The sequence below is a fragment of the Pedobacter sp. 05T44 genome (genome assembly GCF_056395985.1).
The window spans coordinates 42283-61685 of the sequence record NZ_JBFTKO010000025.1; the positions used below are offsets into that span (position 1 = coordinate 42283).

At 40.7% G+C, this 19403-nt stretch carries 9 protein-coding genes; 4 read left to right on the top strand and 5 right to left on the bottom strand.

From position 1 onward, the window contains the following. The first annotated feature begins 120 nt into the window (after positions 1–120). Genes AC1DDK_RS24360 through AC1DDK_RS24375 form a run of 4 tightly spaced genes read left to right on the top strand, consistent with a single transcriptional unit; the run spans position 121 to position 6524 of the window. The gene (locus AC1DDK_RS24360; protein ID WP_172660454.1) at positions 121–1203 is read left to right on the top strand and encodes an efflux RND transporter periplasmic adaptor subunit; all 1083 of its coding nucleotides are present in this window, start codon (positions 121–123) and stop codon (positions 1201–1203) included. Between the two features lie 10 nt (positions 1204–1213). Further along, positions 1214–4318, top strand: coding sequence for an efflux RND transporter permease subunit (locus tag AC1DDK_RS24365; protein WP_477634125.1), 3105 nt, complete (start codon positions 1214–1216; stop codon positions 4316–4318). A 22-nt stretch (positions 4319–4340) separates the two neighbouring features. Continuing rightward, a complete protein-coding gene (locus AC1DDK_RS24370) occupies positions 4341–5651 on the top strand; it encodes a TolC family protein (protein WP_172660452.1) in 1311 nt (436 codons plus the stop codon). An 18-nt stretch (positions 5652–5669) separates the two neighbouring features. Continuing rightward, on the top strand, positions 5670–6524 hold the full coding sequence (locus AC1DDK_RS24375) for an N-acetylglucosamine kinase (RefSeq protein WP_172660451.1): 855 nt from the start codon (positions 5670–5672) through the stop codon (positions 6522–6524). A gap of 669 nt (positions 6525–7193) precedes the next feature. Here AC1DDK_RS24375 and AC1DDK_RS24380 read toward each other — a convergent pair. The 5 genes from AC1DDK_RS24380 to AC1DDK_RS24400 all read right to left on the bottom strand — a co-directional run. Then, entirely contained in the window at positions 7194–7706 is a 513-nt protein-coding gene (locus AC1DDK_RS24380) for a GAF domain-containing protein (protein ID WP_288883728.1), read from the bottom strand. A 373-nt stretch (positions 7707–8079) separates the two neighbouring features. After that, on the bottom strand, positions 8080–10074 hold the full coding sequence (locus AC1DDK_RS24385) for an OmpA family protein (RefSeq protein WP_288883729.1): 1995 nt from the start codon (positions 10072–10074) through the stop codon (positions 8080–8082). Between the two features lie 78 nt (positions 10075–10152). Next, complete coding sequence (locus AC1DDK_RS24390) at positions 10153–11148, bottom strand: PorP/SprF family type IX secretion system membrane protein (RefSeq protein ID WP_172660448.1); 996 nt, start codon at positions 11146–11148, stop codon at positions 10153–10155. A 57-nt stretch (positions 11149–11205) separates the two neighbouring features. Continuing rightward, positions 11206–12978: an Ig-like domain-containing protein gene (locus AC1DDK_RS24395; protein ID WP_477634127.1), complete on the bottom strand. Its 1773-nt coding sequence runs from the start codon at positions 12976–12978 to the stop codon at positions 11206–11208. A 29-nt stretch (positions 12979–13007) separates the two neighbouring features. Continuing rightward, on the bottom strand, positions 13008–19403 hold a 6396-nt coding region (locus AC1DDK_RS24400; protein WP_477634126.1), incomplete at its 5' end, for an immunoglobulin domain-containing protein.

Sequence of the window (19403 nt, forward strand, 5' to 3'; positions counted from 1 at the left end):
CCGTTTAATATGCTCGTAAGTAAAATATTACGTTAATGGAGCTGTAACATCCTTAATACAAGCCTTGTGAGGCGCCATATTTGAATATTTTTGTACGCTAACAAAGTCAACACAGCCAATATGAAGCTCAAGTATATCGTTTATGCCCTAATTGTTTTAGGGTTTCTTTATTTTATTTATTACAGGATTTCGGCCAATAAGGCGATCGAAAATTCAGGTGGCGGAAAAGGCGGAGGCAAGGGAGCCAAAGGCGGCGCGCCAACAATGAATGTGAATGGCGTAGTAGTAAATGCTGCTGCTTTTAACAATGATCTTGAAATAACAGGGGCTGTTGAGGCCAACGAGGCTGTTACTTTAAAAAGTGAGGTATCTGGATTGGTTACCGCAATTAATTTTAAGGAAGGTACTAACGTAAGTAAAGGTACGCTGCTGGTAAAAATTAACGACAGGGATATACAGGCTCAGTTACAAGACGCACTTACTAAAGAACGATTATCGGCTACTAACGAAGCCCGGGCAAAACAGCTTTTGCAAAAGGGAGCAATTAGTCAGGAAGAGTATGATACCTCGCTTGCAGATTTGCAGTCGCTTAAATCGCAAACGCAATTGGTCCGTGCACAATTGGCAAAAACATCTATATATGCCCCTTTTAGCGGGAAAATTGGGTTGCGCTCTATTTCGGTTGGAGAGTATATTACCCCTGCCAGTGTTATTGCAAACCTGCTTAGCATAGATCCTATTAAAATAAACTTCGCGGTTCCTGAAAAGTATGTAGGCCAGATCAAATTACACTCTGAGATCTCATTTAGAACAGATGGATCTGCAAAATCTTACATCGGAAAGGTATTTGCTATTGAACCGGGAATAAATTCACAAACAAGAACATTACAGATTAAAGCATTGGCGGCTAACCCGAATAACGAGTTGCTGCCGGGTGCTTTTGCAAGGATTAAATTAGCGCTTACCACTTTAAACGATGCTATTTTAATTCCTAATGAGGCTATAATTCCTGTACTTGATGGGAAAACGGTATTTGTAAGTAAGGGCGGACAGGCACAGCAGATTTCTGTTGAGGCGGGTACGCGTACGGCAAAAGCTATCGTGATTACTTCGGGACTAAAAGTTGGAGATACAGTTTTAACCACAGGTGCCATGGCTCTTAAAACAGGGACGCCGGTACATGTAACAGTTACTAAAAACTAAGAGCGACAGGATGAGTATTTCAACCACGAGTATAAAAAGGCCGGTTTTGGCCATTGTAATGAACCTGATGATCCTTTTGTTTGGGGTTATCGGCTATAACTTTTTAGGAGTTAGGGAGTTCCCTAATATTGACCCTACGGTGGTTTCTGTGCGAACTTCTTATCCGGGTGCCAACTCTGATATTATTGAATCGCAGATCACTGAACCGCTTGAAAAATCTATTAATGGGATTGACGGGATCAGGAATATTTCTTCATCAAGTAATCAGGGTAGTAGTAATATTACCATAGAGTTTAATCTGGATAAAAATATAGACGATGCAGCCAATGATGTGCGCGATAAGGTTTCGCAGGCGGCAAGAAGTTTGCCTAAAGATATCGATGGCAATCCGGTTGTAAGTAAGGCTGATGCTAACTCTGATGCGGTAATTACGATGACGGTGCAAAGCGATAAGCGGAATGTAATGCAGCTAAGTGATTACGCTGAAAACGTGATTTCTGATAGGCTGCAAACCATAACCGGGGTTAGTAGTATACAGATACAGGGGCAAAGGAAATATGCCATGCGTATTCGTATAGACCCTAATAAACTGGCTGCCTATGGCTTAACATCGCAAGATATTGTTACTGCGTTAGACAGGGAAAACGTAGAGTTGCCATCTGGTAAAATTACGGGTGCAAGTACGGAACTGGTGATAAAAACCTTAGGTAAATTAACTGACGAAGATGAATTTAACAACCTGATTCTGAAAAATGATTCGGACAATGTAGTGCAGTTAAAAGATGTTGGCTACGCGGTTCTGGGTTCTGAAAACGAAGAAACTGTTTTAAGGGAATCTGGAAAGCCTATGGTTGCTGTTGGCTTGGTTCCGCAGCCGGGAGCTAACTACCTTGACATTTCTAAAGAGTTTTACAAGCGGTTTGAGCAGCTGCAAAAAGATATTCCACAGGATATAAAACTTAATGTTTCGTTGGATACAACCAGGTTTATCCAGAGCTCTGTTACTGAGGTTGCGGAAACGATTATCTTGTCGCTGATTCTGGTTATTCTGATCATTTACCTATTCTTTAGGGATTGGGCAATTGCAATGAGGCCGCTGATAGATATTCCGGTATCGCTGGTGTTTACGTTTTTTATCATGTACATTTTTGGGTTCTCGATTAATGTATTGTCGCTGCTGGCAATTGTACTGGCAACGGGTTTGGTGGTTGATGATGGTATTGTGGTTACAGAAAATATCTTTAAAAAGGTAGAAGAGGGCTACTCCCCTTTTGAGGCCGCAATTAAAGGTTCTAACGAGATCTTTTTTGCTGTTATTTCAATTTCAGTAACCTTAGCTGCAGTGTTTTTACCGGTTATATTTTTGCAGGGCTTTGTAGGCCGGCTGTTTAGGGAGTTTGGGGTGGTAATTGGGGCCGCCGTGCTCATATCGGCATTTGTATCGCTTACTTTAACACCGATGCTAAATGCTTACCTGATGAAAAAAAGCGGGCACAAAAAATCCAAATTCTACGACATGACGGAGCCATACTTTGTGGCCATGAATGATTGGTACGAAGAAAAACTAAACAAGTTTTTGGACAGAAGGTGGTTGGCAATTCCTATTATTTTGGTTTGTTTGGGTCTTATTGTTTTGTTTTGGAAGATATTGCCTAAAGAAACCGCTCCTTACGACGACAGAAGCGCGATTAACATGAACCTTACTCTACCTGAAGGCTCTTCTTTTGCCTATACTGATGATTTTGTGGGTAAGGTTTCCCAAATGGTTCAGGATTCTGTGCCTGAAAAGAAAGTGGCTATTACGGTTACCTCGCCGGGCTTTGGTGGTTCGGCATCTACAAATAGCGGGTTCGTAAGAATGGGCTTAAGTGACCCGGGAGAAAGGCAACGTTCTCAGGCTGATATTACTAATGCTTTAACCAAGATTACCAGAAAATATACTGAAGGAAAAGTGGTTGTAACGCAACAGCCTACTATTTCGGTTGGCCGTAGGGGTGGTTTGCCTATCAATTACATTATACAGGCTCAGAATTTTGAAAAGCTAAGAGAAAAAGTGCCTTTGTTTATGGATGAGGTGGCTAAGGATCCTACTTTTACAACTTCTGATGTGAATTTGAAGTTTAATAAGCCCGAAATTGACTTAACTATTGACAGGGCTAAGGCCAAAAACCTGGGGGTTTCTGTTGCAGATATTGGTTCTGCTTTACAATTGGGCTTAAGCGGTCAGCGCTTTTCTTACTTCTTTATGAACGGAAAGCAGTATCAGGTTATTGGTCAGTTTGAGGTTGGCGACAGGAAAGATCCACTTGATCTTAGTTCTGTATATGTTAGAAACGATAAAGGTGAGTTGATTCAGATTGACAACCTGGTTTCGAGTAAAGAAGAGAGCAGTCCGCCACAGCTATTCCGAAATAACCGCTTTACCGCAGCAACTGTTTCGGCGGGGTTGGCTCCGGGCAAAAGTATTGGAGAAGGTCTGGATGCAATGGACAGGATATCGGCTAAAATACTTGACGAAACGTTTTCTACAGATTTAGGCGGTGAGTCGAGAGATTTTAGAGAGAGTTCATCTAATACTTCTTTTGCCTTTGGCCTTGCGTTATTGTTGGTTTACCTCATTCTTGCAGCACAGTTCGAAAGTTTTAAAGACCCTATTATCATTATATTAACGGTACCGATGGCTGTAGCCGGTGCATTTTTATCCCTCTGGTTGTTTGGCCAAAGCTGGAATATATTTAGCCAGATTGGCACCATTATGCTGATCGGACTGGTAACTAAGAATGGTATTTTGATTGTTGAATTTGCCAATCAGCTTAAAGAAAAGGGCAAGAGCGTTCATGATGCAATCAGAGAGGCTTCAGTATCGAGGTTAAGACCTATTTTGATGACCAGTTTGGCTATTGCCATTGGTGCGCTTCCTATTGCAATGGCATTAGGTGCCGCTGCAAAAAGCAGGATGGGTATGGGTATTGTGATTGTTGGTGGTACTATATTCGCGCTGATTCTTACGCTGTTTGTTATCCCTGCTATTTATTCGTTCTGGTCTAAAKAACACAAGGAAAATTCAGAACTAAAAGAGTCTTTAATAGCTGCGTTGAAAACGGAAAATGTATAAGTGGCCATTTACAAAGAGAAACATGAAAAAGCTTAATTTTATTTTGATCATACTTCTTGCAGCCTTTGTACAAAATGCAGCTGCCCAGGAGAAACTAACGCTTCAACAGGCAATTACCATCGCTCTGCAAAATAATTACGACATAAAATTGGTTAACAATGATTTGCAGATTGCAAAGAACAACACCAATATTGGCAATGCCGGTTTTTTACCTGGGGTTACAGGGAGTTTTGCAACGGACGGGAGTAGACAAAATACAGTACAAACCACTTCTACTGGTGCTGAGAGAGTTGCCGATGGTGTTAGGAATACAAGCATGAACTACGGTGTTGCGCTGGATTGGACCATTTTTGACGGCTTTAAGATGTTTGCTACTTATGATAAATTAAAGGAGTTGCAAAAACAGGGCGAGGTAAATGCAAAAGCCGCTATATTAACTACAATTGCTGATGTAATTAATTCATATTATGCAGTGGTAAAACAGCAACAGCTTGTTGTTGCCAATGACAGTGCATTGGATATTTCGAGATTTAGATTAACCATTGCTGATAACAAACTGCAGCTGGGTAAGGGTTCGAAACTTGATGTTTTAGCTGCTCAGGTTGACTACAATACCGATACATCTGCCTATTTACAGCAAAAAAACCTTTTGCAAACATCAATGATTACGCTTAATCAGGTTATGGCCAGGGCTATTGATACTAAATTTACTGCGGAAGAGGATATGGACATTGATTACAAACTGAATTATACCCTGTTGCAGGAGCAAACGTTACAGTTGAATCCTGATCTACAGAATGCTTTTATTAATAAAAAGGTGGCTGAACTTAGTTTAAAAGAGGTAAAGGGACAGCGTTATCCGGTAGTTGGTGTAAATGGTGGTTATGCATTTTCGAGAAGCGCCAACCCTACTGGGTTTAACCAGAAATTTAGAGGTCAGGGTATCTCTTATGGCTTAACGGCAAGCATGAATATCTTTAATGGTTTTTTACAGCGTCAGAATGAAAGAAATGCTAAGGTGCAGATCAATTCATCTGAAGTGGAGCTTGAAAAAACCAAGCAAACTATTAACGCCCAGCTGCTAACTGCTTTCGAGAATTATAAAACAAGCCTGGATTTGTTAAAGGTTGAGACTAAAAATGTTGACATTGCCAAGCAAAATCTAGATATCACTTTAGCAAAGTACAGGCTAGGAAGCATTGCCCCTCTGGAACTTAGAGAGGCCCAAAGAAACGCTATAAACGCAATCACCAGGTTTTTAGATGCTCAATATCAGGCAAAACTTACAGAAATCAGTTTAAAAGAGATAAGTGGCACTTTAAATATCCAATAAGATTAGTATTTTTATCGCATGATTCTAGTAGCAGACAGTGGTTCTTCTAAGACCGATTGGATGGGTTACAGCCCCAATGAAAAAATCAACTTTAGTACGCAAGGAATAAACCCTTATTTCTTAAATGCACATGATATTTTCAAATTGTTTTCAAAGAAGAAAGAAATTGCCCCTTACGCTGATAAGGTTAAAGAAATCTATTTCTTTGGTGCAGGCTGCTCGTCGCCTGATAAAATTGAGGTGATCTCTAACGGGATTTCTTCTTTCTTTACCAAGGCTTATGTGTCAGTTGAGCATGATTTAATTGGTTCGGCATACGCCACTTGTGGTGATAAAAAAGGACTGACTTGTATTTTGGGTACTGGTTCTAATATTTCTTATTACGACGGTAAAGAAGTTCATAACGGGGCACATGGCTTGGGTTATGCTCTTGGTGATGAAGGCTCAGGCACCTATTTTGGTCGCAAACTGATCACAAGCTATCTATATCATCAGATGCCTGCTGATCTTGCTGTTGAATTTGCCGATACTTATCAAATTGACAAGGAATCTGTTATTACCAATCTTTATCAAAAACCAGCACCAAATATCTACCTGGCCTCGATAAGTCGTTTTATGGCTTCTCATCCTGATCATCCTTTTATTATTAATATTTTACGTGAGGGTTTCCAGGAATTTGTAGATTCCAACATTAAGGATTACCCTAATTATAAAAGCCTTGATACTCACTTTGTAGGCTCTATTGCATTTTACTATCAGGATATTTTAAGAGAGGTTTGTATTGAGAATCAGGTAAAAGTTGGTAAGATATATCAAAAACCTATTGAGGGTATTTACAACTACATCTTAAGAAAAGAAGGCATCATGGTTTAAGCTGCGTTTTATCCTTTTTACATCATAGACCGCTCCTGCCGCAGGCAGTAAACCGAACTCGCATCATTGGTACGTCGGGATCATCTTCTTAGGCCGTAGCAGTGCCGGTTGAAATGATTAACATGATTATAAACGCCTATTTCCTTATATGGATTCAAGTCTATATAGATTATTTACCACTGACAAATTTCTTTAATTAACCGAATATTGGTTTCATAGACAGCATCTTTACGAAAATTTACGAGGAGTTACATGAACGTTTGATCGGGCCTGCCATTTACACGCATTCTATCTCTCTTTCTATTTAGAGGAACTTCGGCACAATTCCTGTTGAAGGGATACAATTACAGGGAGAAGATCACAACTGACAAAAGCAAAGTAACTGATGCCATTTTTCTGCTTATAAGGATCTTGTAAATTCCCCAGTGTTAATAGGACCTGATGATGACTTGAAACATGGTAGTGAATATTGCGGAAACAAAATACAAACCATGGAGGGCAAAGACATAAATTTTTTATCTGAGCATCCTTTAACCGGACTAATGAAGCGAAGACAGTGCGTCCCTAAGTAGTGTAGATACAATTTTGGAAATCTATATATTCTGCATAAACCCGACCAACTATTTGGACAGATTTAGATGATTATCATTCCGGGCTGTATAGGAAGAATTAAGCCACTTCATACACCGCTATTCGCTTGTCCATTTCGGCAGTTACCATGGAGGCTATCCAATCCAATTTTTTCTGTTCGGTTGAACTAAAGTCTCTATGTTGACTATCTACAATACAAATTGAACCCACATTAAGTCCTCCTTTAGTCGTGATAACAGCCGAAGCAAAAAATTGTATCCCAAGTTCACCAAGCATCATTGGATTTAAAATTAACCCAGGTTTTTTTGTGATGGTTTCAAATTTCACAAGACTATCATTCTGTATTGCAATTGAACATATATTGTTAGCTTGATCGGTATCCAGATCAGCAGACTCTGATTGTTCTGACATACCCCAGACTTTATAGTTGTCTACAAAATTGATCATCGCTAAAGGAACATTTAACATCTTTGCCGATACTGCTACTAGTTTATCAAACACTGGCTCCGGCTTAGTATGCAAAATTTTATATTGCTCTAAGTTTTCCAGGCAAGGATATTCATTTGGTGAAATTACATTGATTCCAATCATACTTACAATTCGCAAAACAATTAAACTTAATTTATCCCATAGCACTTGCAATCAAGGTATTGCATAGCAGCTAATATGTCGGTTACATGGCAATTACCATACCCGATTTGTTATTGTGCTTTAAAAAATTGCTTTTTTATGGCTAACGACAAATAAATGTATCTTCTATTATTAATTGAAGGGGATTTACGATTGAGGATGAAAAACGAGGGATCAGGATTATGTGCGACAAAAGCTACAATTCAGAAAAAGTAAAGAGGGGTAAACCTTCCTCAAACTGGATTCATTTCCCCAATATTTACAGATAAGGTTAAAAAAACAGGCCTTCAAAAATAAAATTCTGAAGGCCTGTTAACAGACGGGTATTCGTATTTTATTTCTTTGTAACCTTGAATTCAGTTCTCCTGTTAAGGGCACGACCTTCAGGATTATCTTTGCCATTAGGTAGTTCATTAGGAGCTACTGGTTTTGTTTCACCATAGCCTCTGCTTGTCATTCTTGAAATCGGTATTCCTTTTGAAACTAAATAGTCTACGCAAGATTTCGCTCTTCTCACTGACAGGTCCATATTATAAGCATCTGAACCTTTGCTATCTGTATGCGCACTTAGCTCGATTTCAATCTTAGGGTTATCCTCCATGATTGAAAATAAATGATCCAGCTTACCTTTTGAATCTTCAGTTAATGTTGCTTTATCAAATTCATATAGCACATCCTTAAGTACTATAGGTTTGTCAATTTCGTAAGGAGTTAAACAAATATCAGGACTAAACAATGTATCTTTTTTTGCTAAATCATCATAACTGAAGTTTAAAATTTTAGAGAAGTACTTATCTTTTTCTGCTGTAAGTTTTAGCTTACGATTAGAATTTACTTTGAACGTGTACTCTCCGGCTTGATTTGTAACTGTTCTAAGTGTTTGCAATGAATCAACAAGTATAATAGTGGCATCTTGTAAGGGCTGTTTTGTATCACAATCGTATACAATACCTTTAACGGTAAGGTATTCACGTTTTACATTAAAAACCTCCAGACAGCAAAGAGATTCACGGTCTGAACTAATATAGCCTTCGGTATCTGAATTATCAGAAGGAGTATAATAGATATCGTCTTTTGATGAGTTAAATGGATAACCAACATTGCGAGGGTCTGACCAATTAGTGAAATCACCCTCACTTTCATAAAAATCAAATCCACCCATCCCTATTCTGCCATTACTACTGAAAAGCAATTTATTGGTTTGAGCATTATAGTAGGGAGCCTGATCATCTTCAGGGGAGTTTATCTTATTACCTAAATTTATCGCTTGTCCTAATGACCCATCAGTTCTCAAAGGGCAATACCATAAATCATACTTACCTTGTCCACCAGGTCTGTTAGACGAGAAGATTAAGTATTTGCCATCTTTAGTTACAAAGGGCTGAATAGCATTAAATCCTTTTACATTTACCTGGCTTCCTAACTCAACTGGATCGCCCCAACCTTTATCTGATGAAGCTAGTTGGTAGATCTTTTTGTCGCCCTGAGCTGTCCAGCTGGTAATATAAATGGCCTTTCCGTTTGGATGAAAAGCCGGAGCAGCTGCTTCTTTGTTTAAACTGTTTAATGCTACCTTTTTAATTGTGATGCCTCCCGTTAAAGGATTACCTGGAGTTTCATATACTGCATTCAAATATGGGGTCTCTTTTTTTGACACTTTCGCATTACTTTGATCAGTTAAGATTTCCTTTTTGCCTGCATCACCTACTGGTCTGGAAGATGTAAAGTAAAATTTACTGTCTTTTATAACCGGTGTATAGTTTGATCCTTTCTGGTTAATATCGTTTTGAAGCTTGGTTAACTTAAACAATCTCGGATAGCGCAATTCAAATAATGCAAACTGGCAAGAAGCTATTTCAGATTTTGTTTTTGCGGCATACGCATCATTAAGTTTATACTTGCCGGCAAATTCATTGAAAGCCGTAACTGCTTCTTCAAATTTTTGATTTGCCCTCAGTGATTCGGCATACCAAAATGTAGCAAGTACATATTTCGGATCCTTAAATTCCTTTGCCAAAGCATACCATTTCTCTGCGTCAGTAAAGTTTTTATAAAGCCTTAACGATTCAGCCAATTGAAATACGCTGTATTCGTAATCTTCCTTTTTAGGGTTATCTTGTTTAATCTTATTTGCAAAACCATAAGGCACTACAAACCCAGCACTATCTGCGGAGGATAGTTGCAGTGATCTTTTATAATATTCTGCGGCTGCGTAATACTCTTTATTTTGAAAATAGACATCCGCTACTCTCTTACTATTGGTTACAAATTGCGCATTTGCAGCAGTTGTGAATAAGCACAGGATCAGTAATGTTTTAAGCAGTTTCATCTGTAAATGATTTATTTATGTTTAGGTGGTCAGATGGAGCTCGCATGATGAATCATGCTAGGTTCATATCGCGTTAGTTTATAATCTTGGACAAAAGAAGTTAGGGCCTGTAATTCCCTTCCTACTGGTAAATGAAATGGATAACTCTAACCCTCCCTGATTACGTGTAGCTCTACTTAAACTTGAAGTGTTAAAATCATAACTTACCCCAAAGACCATATTTTTTAGGTGTAACCCGAAGAAAGCTATCGCAGAATCATCAACCCTATAATTAGACCCGAAAAGCAAATCTGATTCCTGATTAAGCATAAACTGTGCATAAGCCCCGATTGCTATTTCGCGTGCATTACCCTGTTTCATGTATAACCCATTTGGTGTAATATCAAGAACTTCTGACATTTTGATTCTAGCACCTCCATGAGCTGCATATCTAATTGGCATACGAACGCTATTCCCTAAAAACTTATCGACTGGCCTGGTAATATGCCCTGCCATTGCACCTCCGAACACGTTAACTCTTTGTCCTGGATTTCCATCGAAATACATAAATCCTGCATTCACATCTGGCACTAATGTGTTAGATGAAGCAAAGGATTCGTTTATTCCAAAATTGGGATCATAACCCGTTATTGGATTGAATTGTGCACCCAGGGTGATCTTTGATGGATCAAAGCTTTTATTAAGAATACCAGCCTGCAAACCAAAGTTTATCATGTTTAAACCGATCTTTCCAAAGTGGATACGATAAGCTCCTGAAACCATAGCGCTTAGGTGATTATAACTAATATCTCCAGCATTCTGATTCAAAACCATTGCACCGAATGCTAAGTTTTTAACCGGGGCCATGTCAAATGACGCCCCCCCGGTTAAAAATGAATTTGAAATAGTTCCCCACTGTTGTTTGGCATTCAAAGAAACCCGGTATTCACCGTCCGTTACCCCGGTTAGTGCTGGGTTTAGCCATAGCGGGTGAGCGTAGTATTGAGAGAAGTGCGGATCAATCTGTGCAACCACCCTTACAGCTCCCAAACTTAAAAATGCTCCTAGTGCTATTATTTTTATTAGTTTCTTCATAACAAATTTGTTTTTCGAGTTTTTAGGTAAATGATTAATATTAACTGGAAACATCTTTTATCTTAATAGGGTTATTGTGCCTTTTTTAGTGGTTTTAGTCCCGTCATTAAATTCCGCTTCCAGGAAATACACATACACACCGTTCGGCTGTATATCACCTTTATACGTTCCATCCCATCCATTTTGAATGTTTAATGATTCGTAAATAAATTGTCCCCATTGATTGTATACACGCAACTTCATTTTTGCAATTGTATTTCCGTACACGTACAGAATATCATTTTTACCATCATTATTTGGTGTAAATGTATTAGGGACAAAAATTGTGTTTCCTAGAGGATTATCGCTCTTAGCAGTTAAGCTGGTTGCGTCACTCAGTTGACAGTCAAGCTGACCTTTAGCCCTAACTCTTATTGTTACACTTTGATCAGGTTTCAAACCAGCTACCAGATAAGTAGTTCCAGTCGCTCCACCTGTAGGTGCAACCCATGTTAGTCCATTATCTAATGAAACTTCGTAAGCAGTTGCTCCTGGTATTGGATTCCACTGGAATGTTATTTCTGTTGCTTTGTTCTCTTTAACAGTAACCACTGGTGCCTCAAGTTTACCTAGTACAGTTACCACAACTGATGTGCGTGTTGTACTTGAGCATCCTGTTGCATTGCTACTTTCCACATAATAAGTTGTAGTTGTTGTTAGAGCCGGTGTAGTAAATGTTACACCCTGAGCAATTGAAGTTCCTCCGGTTGCTGCAGTATACCAGCTATAAGTAAGCGCTGCATCTGGATTGGTTACTGAAAGTGTAGCAGTTGTACCTGAACACAATGGCCCTTCAGCTCCTGATATTGCAGGTGGCGCTGTAGGAATTGGTGAAGCGTTTACTTTAACTGCTGTACGACCCGTACTTACACAAGATGCTGTTGAAGCTTCAACATAATATGTAGTAGTTGTTGTGATTGCAGGCGTAGTAAAGCTTGTGCCTGTACCAACAGCTGTTCCAGCAATTGGAGTAGTATACCATTTGTAGGTTACTCCATTAGTTTGAGGACTTGAAACACTCAATACAGCCGGAGTTCCTATACAGGCATCTACAACTGCTGAAACTACAATTGGTGTTTGTGGTTTTGGTGAAACAGTTACTGTTACTTTAGTTCTACCAGTTGCATTTCCACAACCTGAAGCACTTACTGCCAATACGTAGTAATCTGTATTAGTAGTTAAGGTTGGTGTGGTAAATTCTTCACCAGTAAATAATAATGTTCCTCCTGCTAACTCACTGTACCATTGGTACAAGATCCCTGCCTCAGCATTAGCTACTTTTAACACAGTTGATTCGCCGCTGCATATACTTGTTCCTGCACTAGCAACATCTGGTGTTTCTGGTAAAGGATTAACTGTAATTGTAACCACTTTTGCTGTTGCGGCAGTGTTCTCGCATTTATTAGCAGCCCTAACAGTTACATAGTAAGTTGTAGTTGCTGTTAACACCGGAGTAGTAAACTCTGCCCCGGTAAACACTGCATTGGTTAATGCTGCATCACTGTACCAGGTAAACACCGGATTAGTAGCGGTTGTACTGCTTGCTGTAAGCGTGGCAGTTGTGCCTGCACAGAATGGTGAGCCYGCTCCTGCTACARCAATRTCAGCTGCTGTGGCYGGTGGATTAACCGTTACRGTAACARYCTTAGCTGTRGCWGCTGTRTTKTCRCATCTGTTRTCGCCKCTTACWGTYACATARTAAGTWKTGGTKGCWGTTAATAMTGGWGTAKTAAATTCTGCTCCGGTAAATGCTACATCGGTTAGCGCAGCATCTTTATACCAGGTGAATATTGGGTTTGTTACTGTTGTACTGCTTGCGGTTAGCTTAGCAGTTGCACCTGCTCACTGTACCAGGTAAATACTGGATTAGTTACCGTTACACTRCTTGCAGTTAACTTAGCTGAAGTACCTGCACAGAAYGGAGAATCRGCTCCTGCCACATTGATATCAGCGGCTGTTGCCGGTGGATTAACGGTTATCGTAACCACTTTTGCTGATGATGAGGTGTTTTCACATTTGTTAGATCCCCTTACAGTTACATAATAACTGGTAGTTGCAGTTAACACAGGTGTTGTGAAGGCTGCTCCCGTGAATACAGCGTTGGTTAACGCAGCATCACTGTACCAGGTAAAYACAGGGTTGGTCACTGTTGTAGTAGTTGCAGTCAATTTAGCTGTTGTGCCAGCACAAATCGGATCATCAGCACCACCTACACTTATGTCTGAAGCCACTGCCGGAGGATTTACGGTTAAGGTAACCACTCTTGCTGTTGATGCAGTGTTTTCACATTTGTTAGATCCCCTTACAGTTACATAATAAGTTGTTGTTGCGGTTAACACTGGAGTAGTAAATTCTGCTCCGGTAAATACTGCATTGGTTAACGCAGCATCAGTATACCAGGTAAATACCGGATCAGTTACTGTTGTACTGCTTGCTGTTAATTTAGCAGTTGTTCCGAAACAAATCGGCGCCCCTGCACCCGCCACTGTAATATCAGATGCTATTGCAGGTGGGTTAACAGTTAAGGTTACAACTTTAGCATTAGCTGCTGCGTTTTCACACTTATTAGAACCTCTTACAGTTACATAATAAGTTTTAGTAGCTGTAAGCGCTGGTGTATTGAATATTGCTCCGGTGAATACCACATCAGTTAATGCGGCATCACTATACCAGGTAAATACTGGGTTGGTTACTGTTGTACTGCTTGCAGTTAGCCTAGCAGTTGTACCTGCACAGAATGGTTTATCGGCTCCACTTACATTAATATCTGTTGCCAAAGCTGGAGGATTAACTGTTAATGTGATTGCTTTAGCCGTTGCTGCAGTGTTTTCACATTTGTTAGATCCTTTAACTGTAACGTAGTAGGTTTTGGTTGCGGTAAGTGCCGGAGTGTTAAAAATTGCTCCGGTAAACACCGCATTTGTTAACGCAGCATCACTGTACCAGGTGAACACTGGGTTGGCAACCGTTGTACTGCTTGCCGTTAATTTAGCGGTATTGCCCGCACAGAATGGCGCATCAGCCCCAGCTACACTTATATCAGCAGCAAGTGCAGGCGGGTTAACAGTTAAAGTAACTGCCTTAGCTGTTGCTGCGGCATTTTCGCATTTGTTGCCTCCTTTAACGGTAACATAATAAGTAGTAGTTGCAGTAAGGGCTGGTGTTTTAAATGTTGCTCCCGTAAATGCAACATCAGTTAAGGCCGCATCTTTGTACCAGGTAAACACAGGATTTGTTACTGTTGTACTGCTGGCGACAAGATTTGCTATTGCACCAGCACAGAAAGGTGTTCCTGCTCCGCTAACGGCAATGTCTGCCGCAGTTGCAGGAGGGTTCACTGTTATGGTCACAATTTCTGCACCTGAACTTAAGTTTTCGCATTTATTAGAACCTTTTACTGTTACATAAAGCGTTGTTGATGCGGTCAGAGCCGGTGTTTTATAAACAGGTCCTTCAAAAAGCTGATTAGTTAACGCAGCATCGCTGTACCATGTAAATACCGGATTGGTAACAGTAGTTGTAGTTGCTGTTAATGTAGCTATCGTACCTGCACAGAATGGTGCGTCAGCTCCACTTACCGCAAGATCAGCTGCTGTTGCAGGTGGGTTAACTGTTAAGGTCACTGTTTTAGCGGCAGCAGCAGTATTCTCACATTTATTTGCACCTCTTACCGTTACATAATAAGTTGTGGTTACAGTAAGTACAGGAGTTTTAAATGTTGCACCTGTAAAGGCCACATCAGTTAACGCTGCATCTTTATACCATGTAAATATAGGTGACGTTACGGTGGTACTTGTAGCCGTTAGTGTTGCTTCTGTTCCTGCACAGAAAGGTACATTGGCTCCGGCAACAGTTATGTCAGTTGGAAGTGCTGTTGGATTTACTTCTAATGTAATTTTAGTACGTGGCGTTGTATTTACACATGAGTTACCATTTACCGCCTCTACATAGAAGTCATGTTTGCCTACAGATAATCCTGCAGGAGTAGTATAAGTGTCGGTATTTGAAGCTAAAAGGTTACCGCCTGTTAACGCGTCGTACCAGTTGAAGGTAACACCTGTTACAGGATTCACTTTTAACGCTACCGGAGTATTAGGACAAGTAGTTGCAGGGTTTCCTGTTGCAGCCACTGGTGCATTTGGTGATGCAAGGATGGTAACTGTTACCTTCGTTTTAGCACTTTGACAGCCATTACGTAATGCAAGTACGAAATAATCATAGGTACCTGCTGCAAGTGTTGGATCAGTGGTTAAACTTGCACCGTCTTTGCCGGTTAAATACTCAGTTCCTTTATACCATCTATACACAATACCCGCAATTGGGTTTTGTACAGATAAGGTAGCTGAAGTACCGGCGCATGCACTAACTGTGGCGCTTTGAACAGTTGGAGCAACAATAGCACGTTGAGCGTAGTTAAAATCAAGTGTATTCAGAACCGAGGCAACACCCGATCTTATTCTTAACTCTACTCCGTCAAATTGTTTCTGAGGAACGAAAGAAAGTATTGCGCCTCTGTCTCCGCTAAGCAGTTCAAGGTGAACAATCGGATTGCTAACAACAATCATATCGTTATTGCTAACGCCTGCTTTCAGTGTTGTTAATTCTACAGAAGATAAAATTGATAGCGACAATAATTTACCAGGAGAACTTACGCGAACGCGAAGTGTATCACCAACATTAGATAGGCTTGTAAATCCAACTTTTTGATAAACTGAGGCGCCCAATGCACCAACTGGCATAACAAATGAAGAGGCACTTTCTGCATCATCATCGATTGCTTTTTCTGGGTTAAATACCCCTGTTAGTATGCCCAAACCATCAACCCCATATCCAAGATCCACGGTCGCAGCTTCACAAGGAATGTCTGTCGGAGATGCATTTGGGGTAACAGTTACCACTACTGACGCTCTTGCTGAAGCCGGACATCCTGAAGCTAACTCTGCAGTTACATAGAAAGTTCTTGTGATATCAACAGTTCCTGTATTTATTAATGGGTCTGTGGTGTACTCAGCTGTAGTGGCAAGAACTGTTGTTGAAGTTGGAGAATCATACCATTTAAACAATGCACCTGCTGTACTTGAGGTAGCAGTAAGAATTGCACGAGCGCCTGATCTAACAGTAACAGATGCCGGTGTGATTACCGGTTTATCCAGTGTACCTACTTTAATATTAGCCGTTGCTTTTGCAGACTCAACTAAACAACTATTAACCGCAGACACGGAATAGCTGGTAGCTGCATTAACACCTGTTACTGTAAAGGTTACTCCATCTTTACCTGCCTGGTATACACCTGTACTATTATACCATTTATAAGTAATTCCGGTAAGCGGATTGCTTACAGCTAAAGTAACATCGTTACCCAAACAGGTATTAATATCGTTTGATACCAAAACAGGCGTTTGAGGTGTAGGTGTAACTGTAATATTGACTGCAGTTCTATAGCTTGTACAACCAGAGGCAGTATTTGCTTCTACAAAATATCTTGTATTAGCAGTTAAAGCAGGTGTTGTGAAACTAGTTCCATTTGCCTGGAATACTCCCGCTGCATTGTACCATTTATATGTGATACCTGCCTTAGGATTTAGTACAGTGAGTGTAGCTGTTTGAGAAGCACAAGCTGTAACATTCGGCACAGTTACTTCAGGAGCCACTGGAACGCGTTGTGCATAGTTTACATCAACAGTAGTCAGTACTCCTGCAAGTCCTGAATTTACGCTAACCTCAATTTTATTAAATCTTTTTGTTGGTACAAATGAAACTAGCGCTTCAGTGTTTCCACTTAACAATTCCACACGTACCAGAGGATCGTTTATTGCTAAACCATCATTGTTATTTGTATTATTTTCATAAGTACCCACACGGATGCTTGAAAGAATGCCCAATGAAAGTAATTTTCCTGGGGCACTTAACAATACGCGCACAGTATCACCAATATTTGACAAACTCGAATAGCCCAAACGTTGATAAACTGATGCATTTAATGCACCTATTGCAAGGACTAAAGAAGATCCGGTTTTGGTATTGTTGTCTATAGCTAATTCAGGATTAAACACCCCCGAAAGAAGTGCAACACCCCTCACTCCATGCTCTTCTAAAGTTGGAGCTTCACAAGGAACCGGGTTCGGGCTACCGCCACCATTTACATTAATTGTTACCTGAACACGACTTGGTGCTGAACAACCCGTAGTACTAGAAGTTGCCTCCAGGTAATACGTAGTTGTTGCAGTAAGTGGTGGAGTTACGTAAGTTGGTCCCGTTGCAATGGCTGTTGTTGAAGTTGCAGACGTATACCATTTGAATATAACGTTTGCATCTGCAGACGTTGCTGTCAATATAGCCGTTTGACCTGGGTTAATTGTTGTAGCAGATGCTTGAATCTGTGGTAGCACCGGAAGTGGGTTTACACTTACAGCAACCGCCGTACGTGTAGCGCTTACGCAGGTACCGTTCGCTGCTTCAACATAATAAGTTGTATTTACAGTTAACGCTGGTGTTGTAAATACTGCACCAGTGAAAATTGCTGTTCCACCTGTTGCGACAGTATACCATTTATAAGTTGTGCCTGTTACCGGGCTTGTAACTGGAATTACAGCTGAAGACCCTGAACAAACAGGGGCGACTGCAGCTACTACAGGTTTAGCCGGAGCAGTAGTTACAGTAACTGTAACAGGAATACGTGTTTTATTCGCACAACTTCCTTTGCTAACTTCTATATAATAAGTTGTGTTTACAGTCAATACAGGGGTTGTAAAGTTTTCTCCGGTATGAACCAAAGTTCCACCTGTGGCATCTGTGTACCATCTTAAAGTTGTTCCACCGTTTGCAGCTGCAGAAAGAACTGTTGCCGATCCTGAACAGATTGTTTGGCCAGTTGCAGAAACAGTTGGATTTGGATAAATCACTTCAGCTCCATAAATACGTAGATTTACCAAGGCTGACACAAGTCCACCAGCCCTAACTTCTACTCTATCGTAGATGCCCGTTGCCGGTAATGTCGCTGAAAATCTATTACCGCTTAATAGTTTCAGATATAGCAACGAAGCGTTAAGATCATAGGTTTTAACAACGGATGTGCCATTCATTATTCTTACCTGAATACCACCTAACACCGTTACATCTGCTAAGCCGGTCGGAGTTTCAAGATCCAGACGGATACTGTCGGTTGCAGCACCCGAGCTTGGGAACAGCAATCTTTGATACCCTGAACCAGCAACACCTACTGGAAGCGCTATTGAAGTATAATTTGTGAAGTTATTATCAACAGAATTACCTGGATCAACTATAGCACATAACAGACATATACCTTCGATGCCACTTTGCTGGCTATTAGCCGCATTACAGTTTGGATTAACTGGCCCGCCGACTACAGTAACAGTAACAGGAACTCTTGCGGAACTAACACATCCACTAGCATTAACTGTTTCTACATAATAGGTAGTGGTAGCTGTTAATGCTGGGGTTGTAAAGCTGCCACCTGTTGCGAGTGTAGCTCCTCCGGTTGGTGCAGCATACCAATTGATAGTTGCTCCTGCACTTGCAGTTGCCAGTAAAGTTGCTGTCTGCCCAGAGCTTATTGAAACATTGTTTGTACTAACAGTTGCTTGAGCTGGCAACGGATTAACCGTAACTGCTACAGCTGTACGCGTTGCACTTGTGCAGGTGCCTGCTGAAGCTTGTACATAATAGGTTGTATTTGCAGATAATACAGGAGTAGTGAAACTATTTCCTGTAAACAGTACCGTTCCGCCGGTAGCAACAGAATACCAGGTATACGTTATTCCAACTACTGGGCTGCTCACTGATAGTGTTGCCGAAGATCCAGAACAAACAGGACCTGCAGCTGCTACCGTAGGAGCAGTTGGTGTTGAAGTTACCGTTACCTTAACAGGTACACGCTCTACATTTGCACAACCAGCTTTGCTTACTTCTATATAATAGGTAGTAGTAGCAGTCAGTGCAGGGGTAGTAAAGGTCTCTCCGGTGGCAAGTACTGTTGTACTGCTGGCCGTAGCAAACCATCTTAAAGTAGTACCTCCGTTAGCAGTGGCTTTCAGTACAGCAGTGCTACCCGAACAGATCGACTGATCACCTGAGGTGACTGTCGGATTAGGATAAATAACTTCCGCACCGTATATATTTAAATTGTCTAAAGCAGAAACCAATGCACCGAAACGGATCTCTACTCTGTCGTAGATACCCCCAGCCGGTACAGTAGC

Coding starts and splice junctions, on each gene's coding strand:
- AC1DDK_RS24360 (WP_172660454.1), top strand. CDS start 121: ATGAAGCTCAAGTATATCGTTTATGCCCTAATTGTTTTAGGGTTTCTT.
- AC1DDK_RS24370 (WP_172660452.1), top strand. CDS start 4,341: ATGAAAAAGCTTAATTTTATTTTGATCATACTTCTTGCAGCCTTTGTA.
- AC1DDK_RS24375 (WP_172660451.1), top strand. CDS start 5,670: ATGATTCTAGTAGCAGACAGTGGTTCTTCTAAGACCGATTGGATGGGT.
- AC1DDK_RS24380 (WP_288883728.1), bottom strand. CDS start 7,706: ATGATTGGAATCAATGTAATTTCACCAAATGAATATCCTTGCCTGGAA.
- AC1DDK_RS24385 (WP_288883729.1), bottom strand. CDS start 10,074: ATGAAACTGCTTAAAACATTACTGATCCTGTGCTTATTCACAACTGCT.
- AC1DDK_RS24390 (WP_172660448.1), bottom strand. CDS start 11,148: ATGAAGAAACTAATAAAAATAATAGCACTAGGAGCATTTTTAAGTTTG.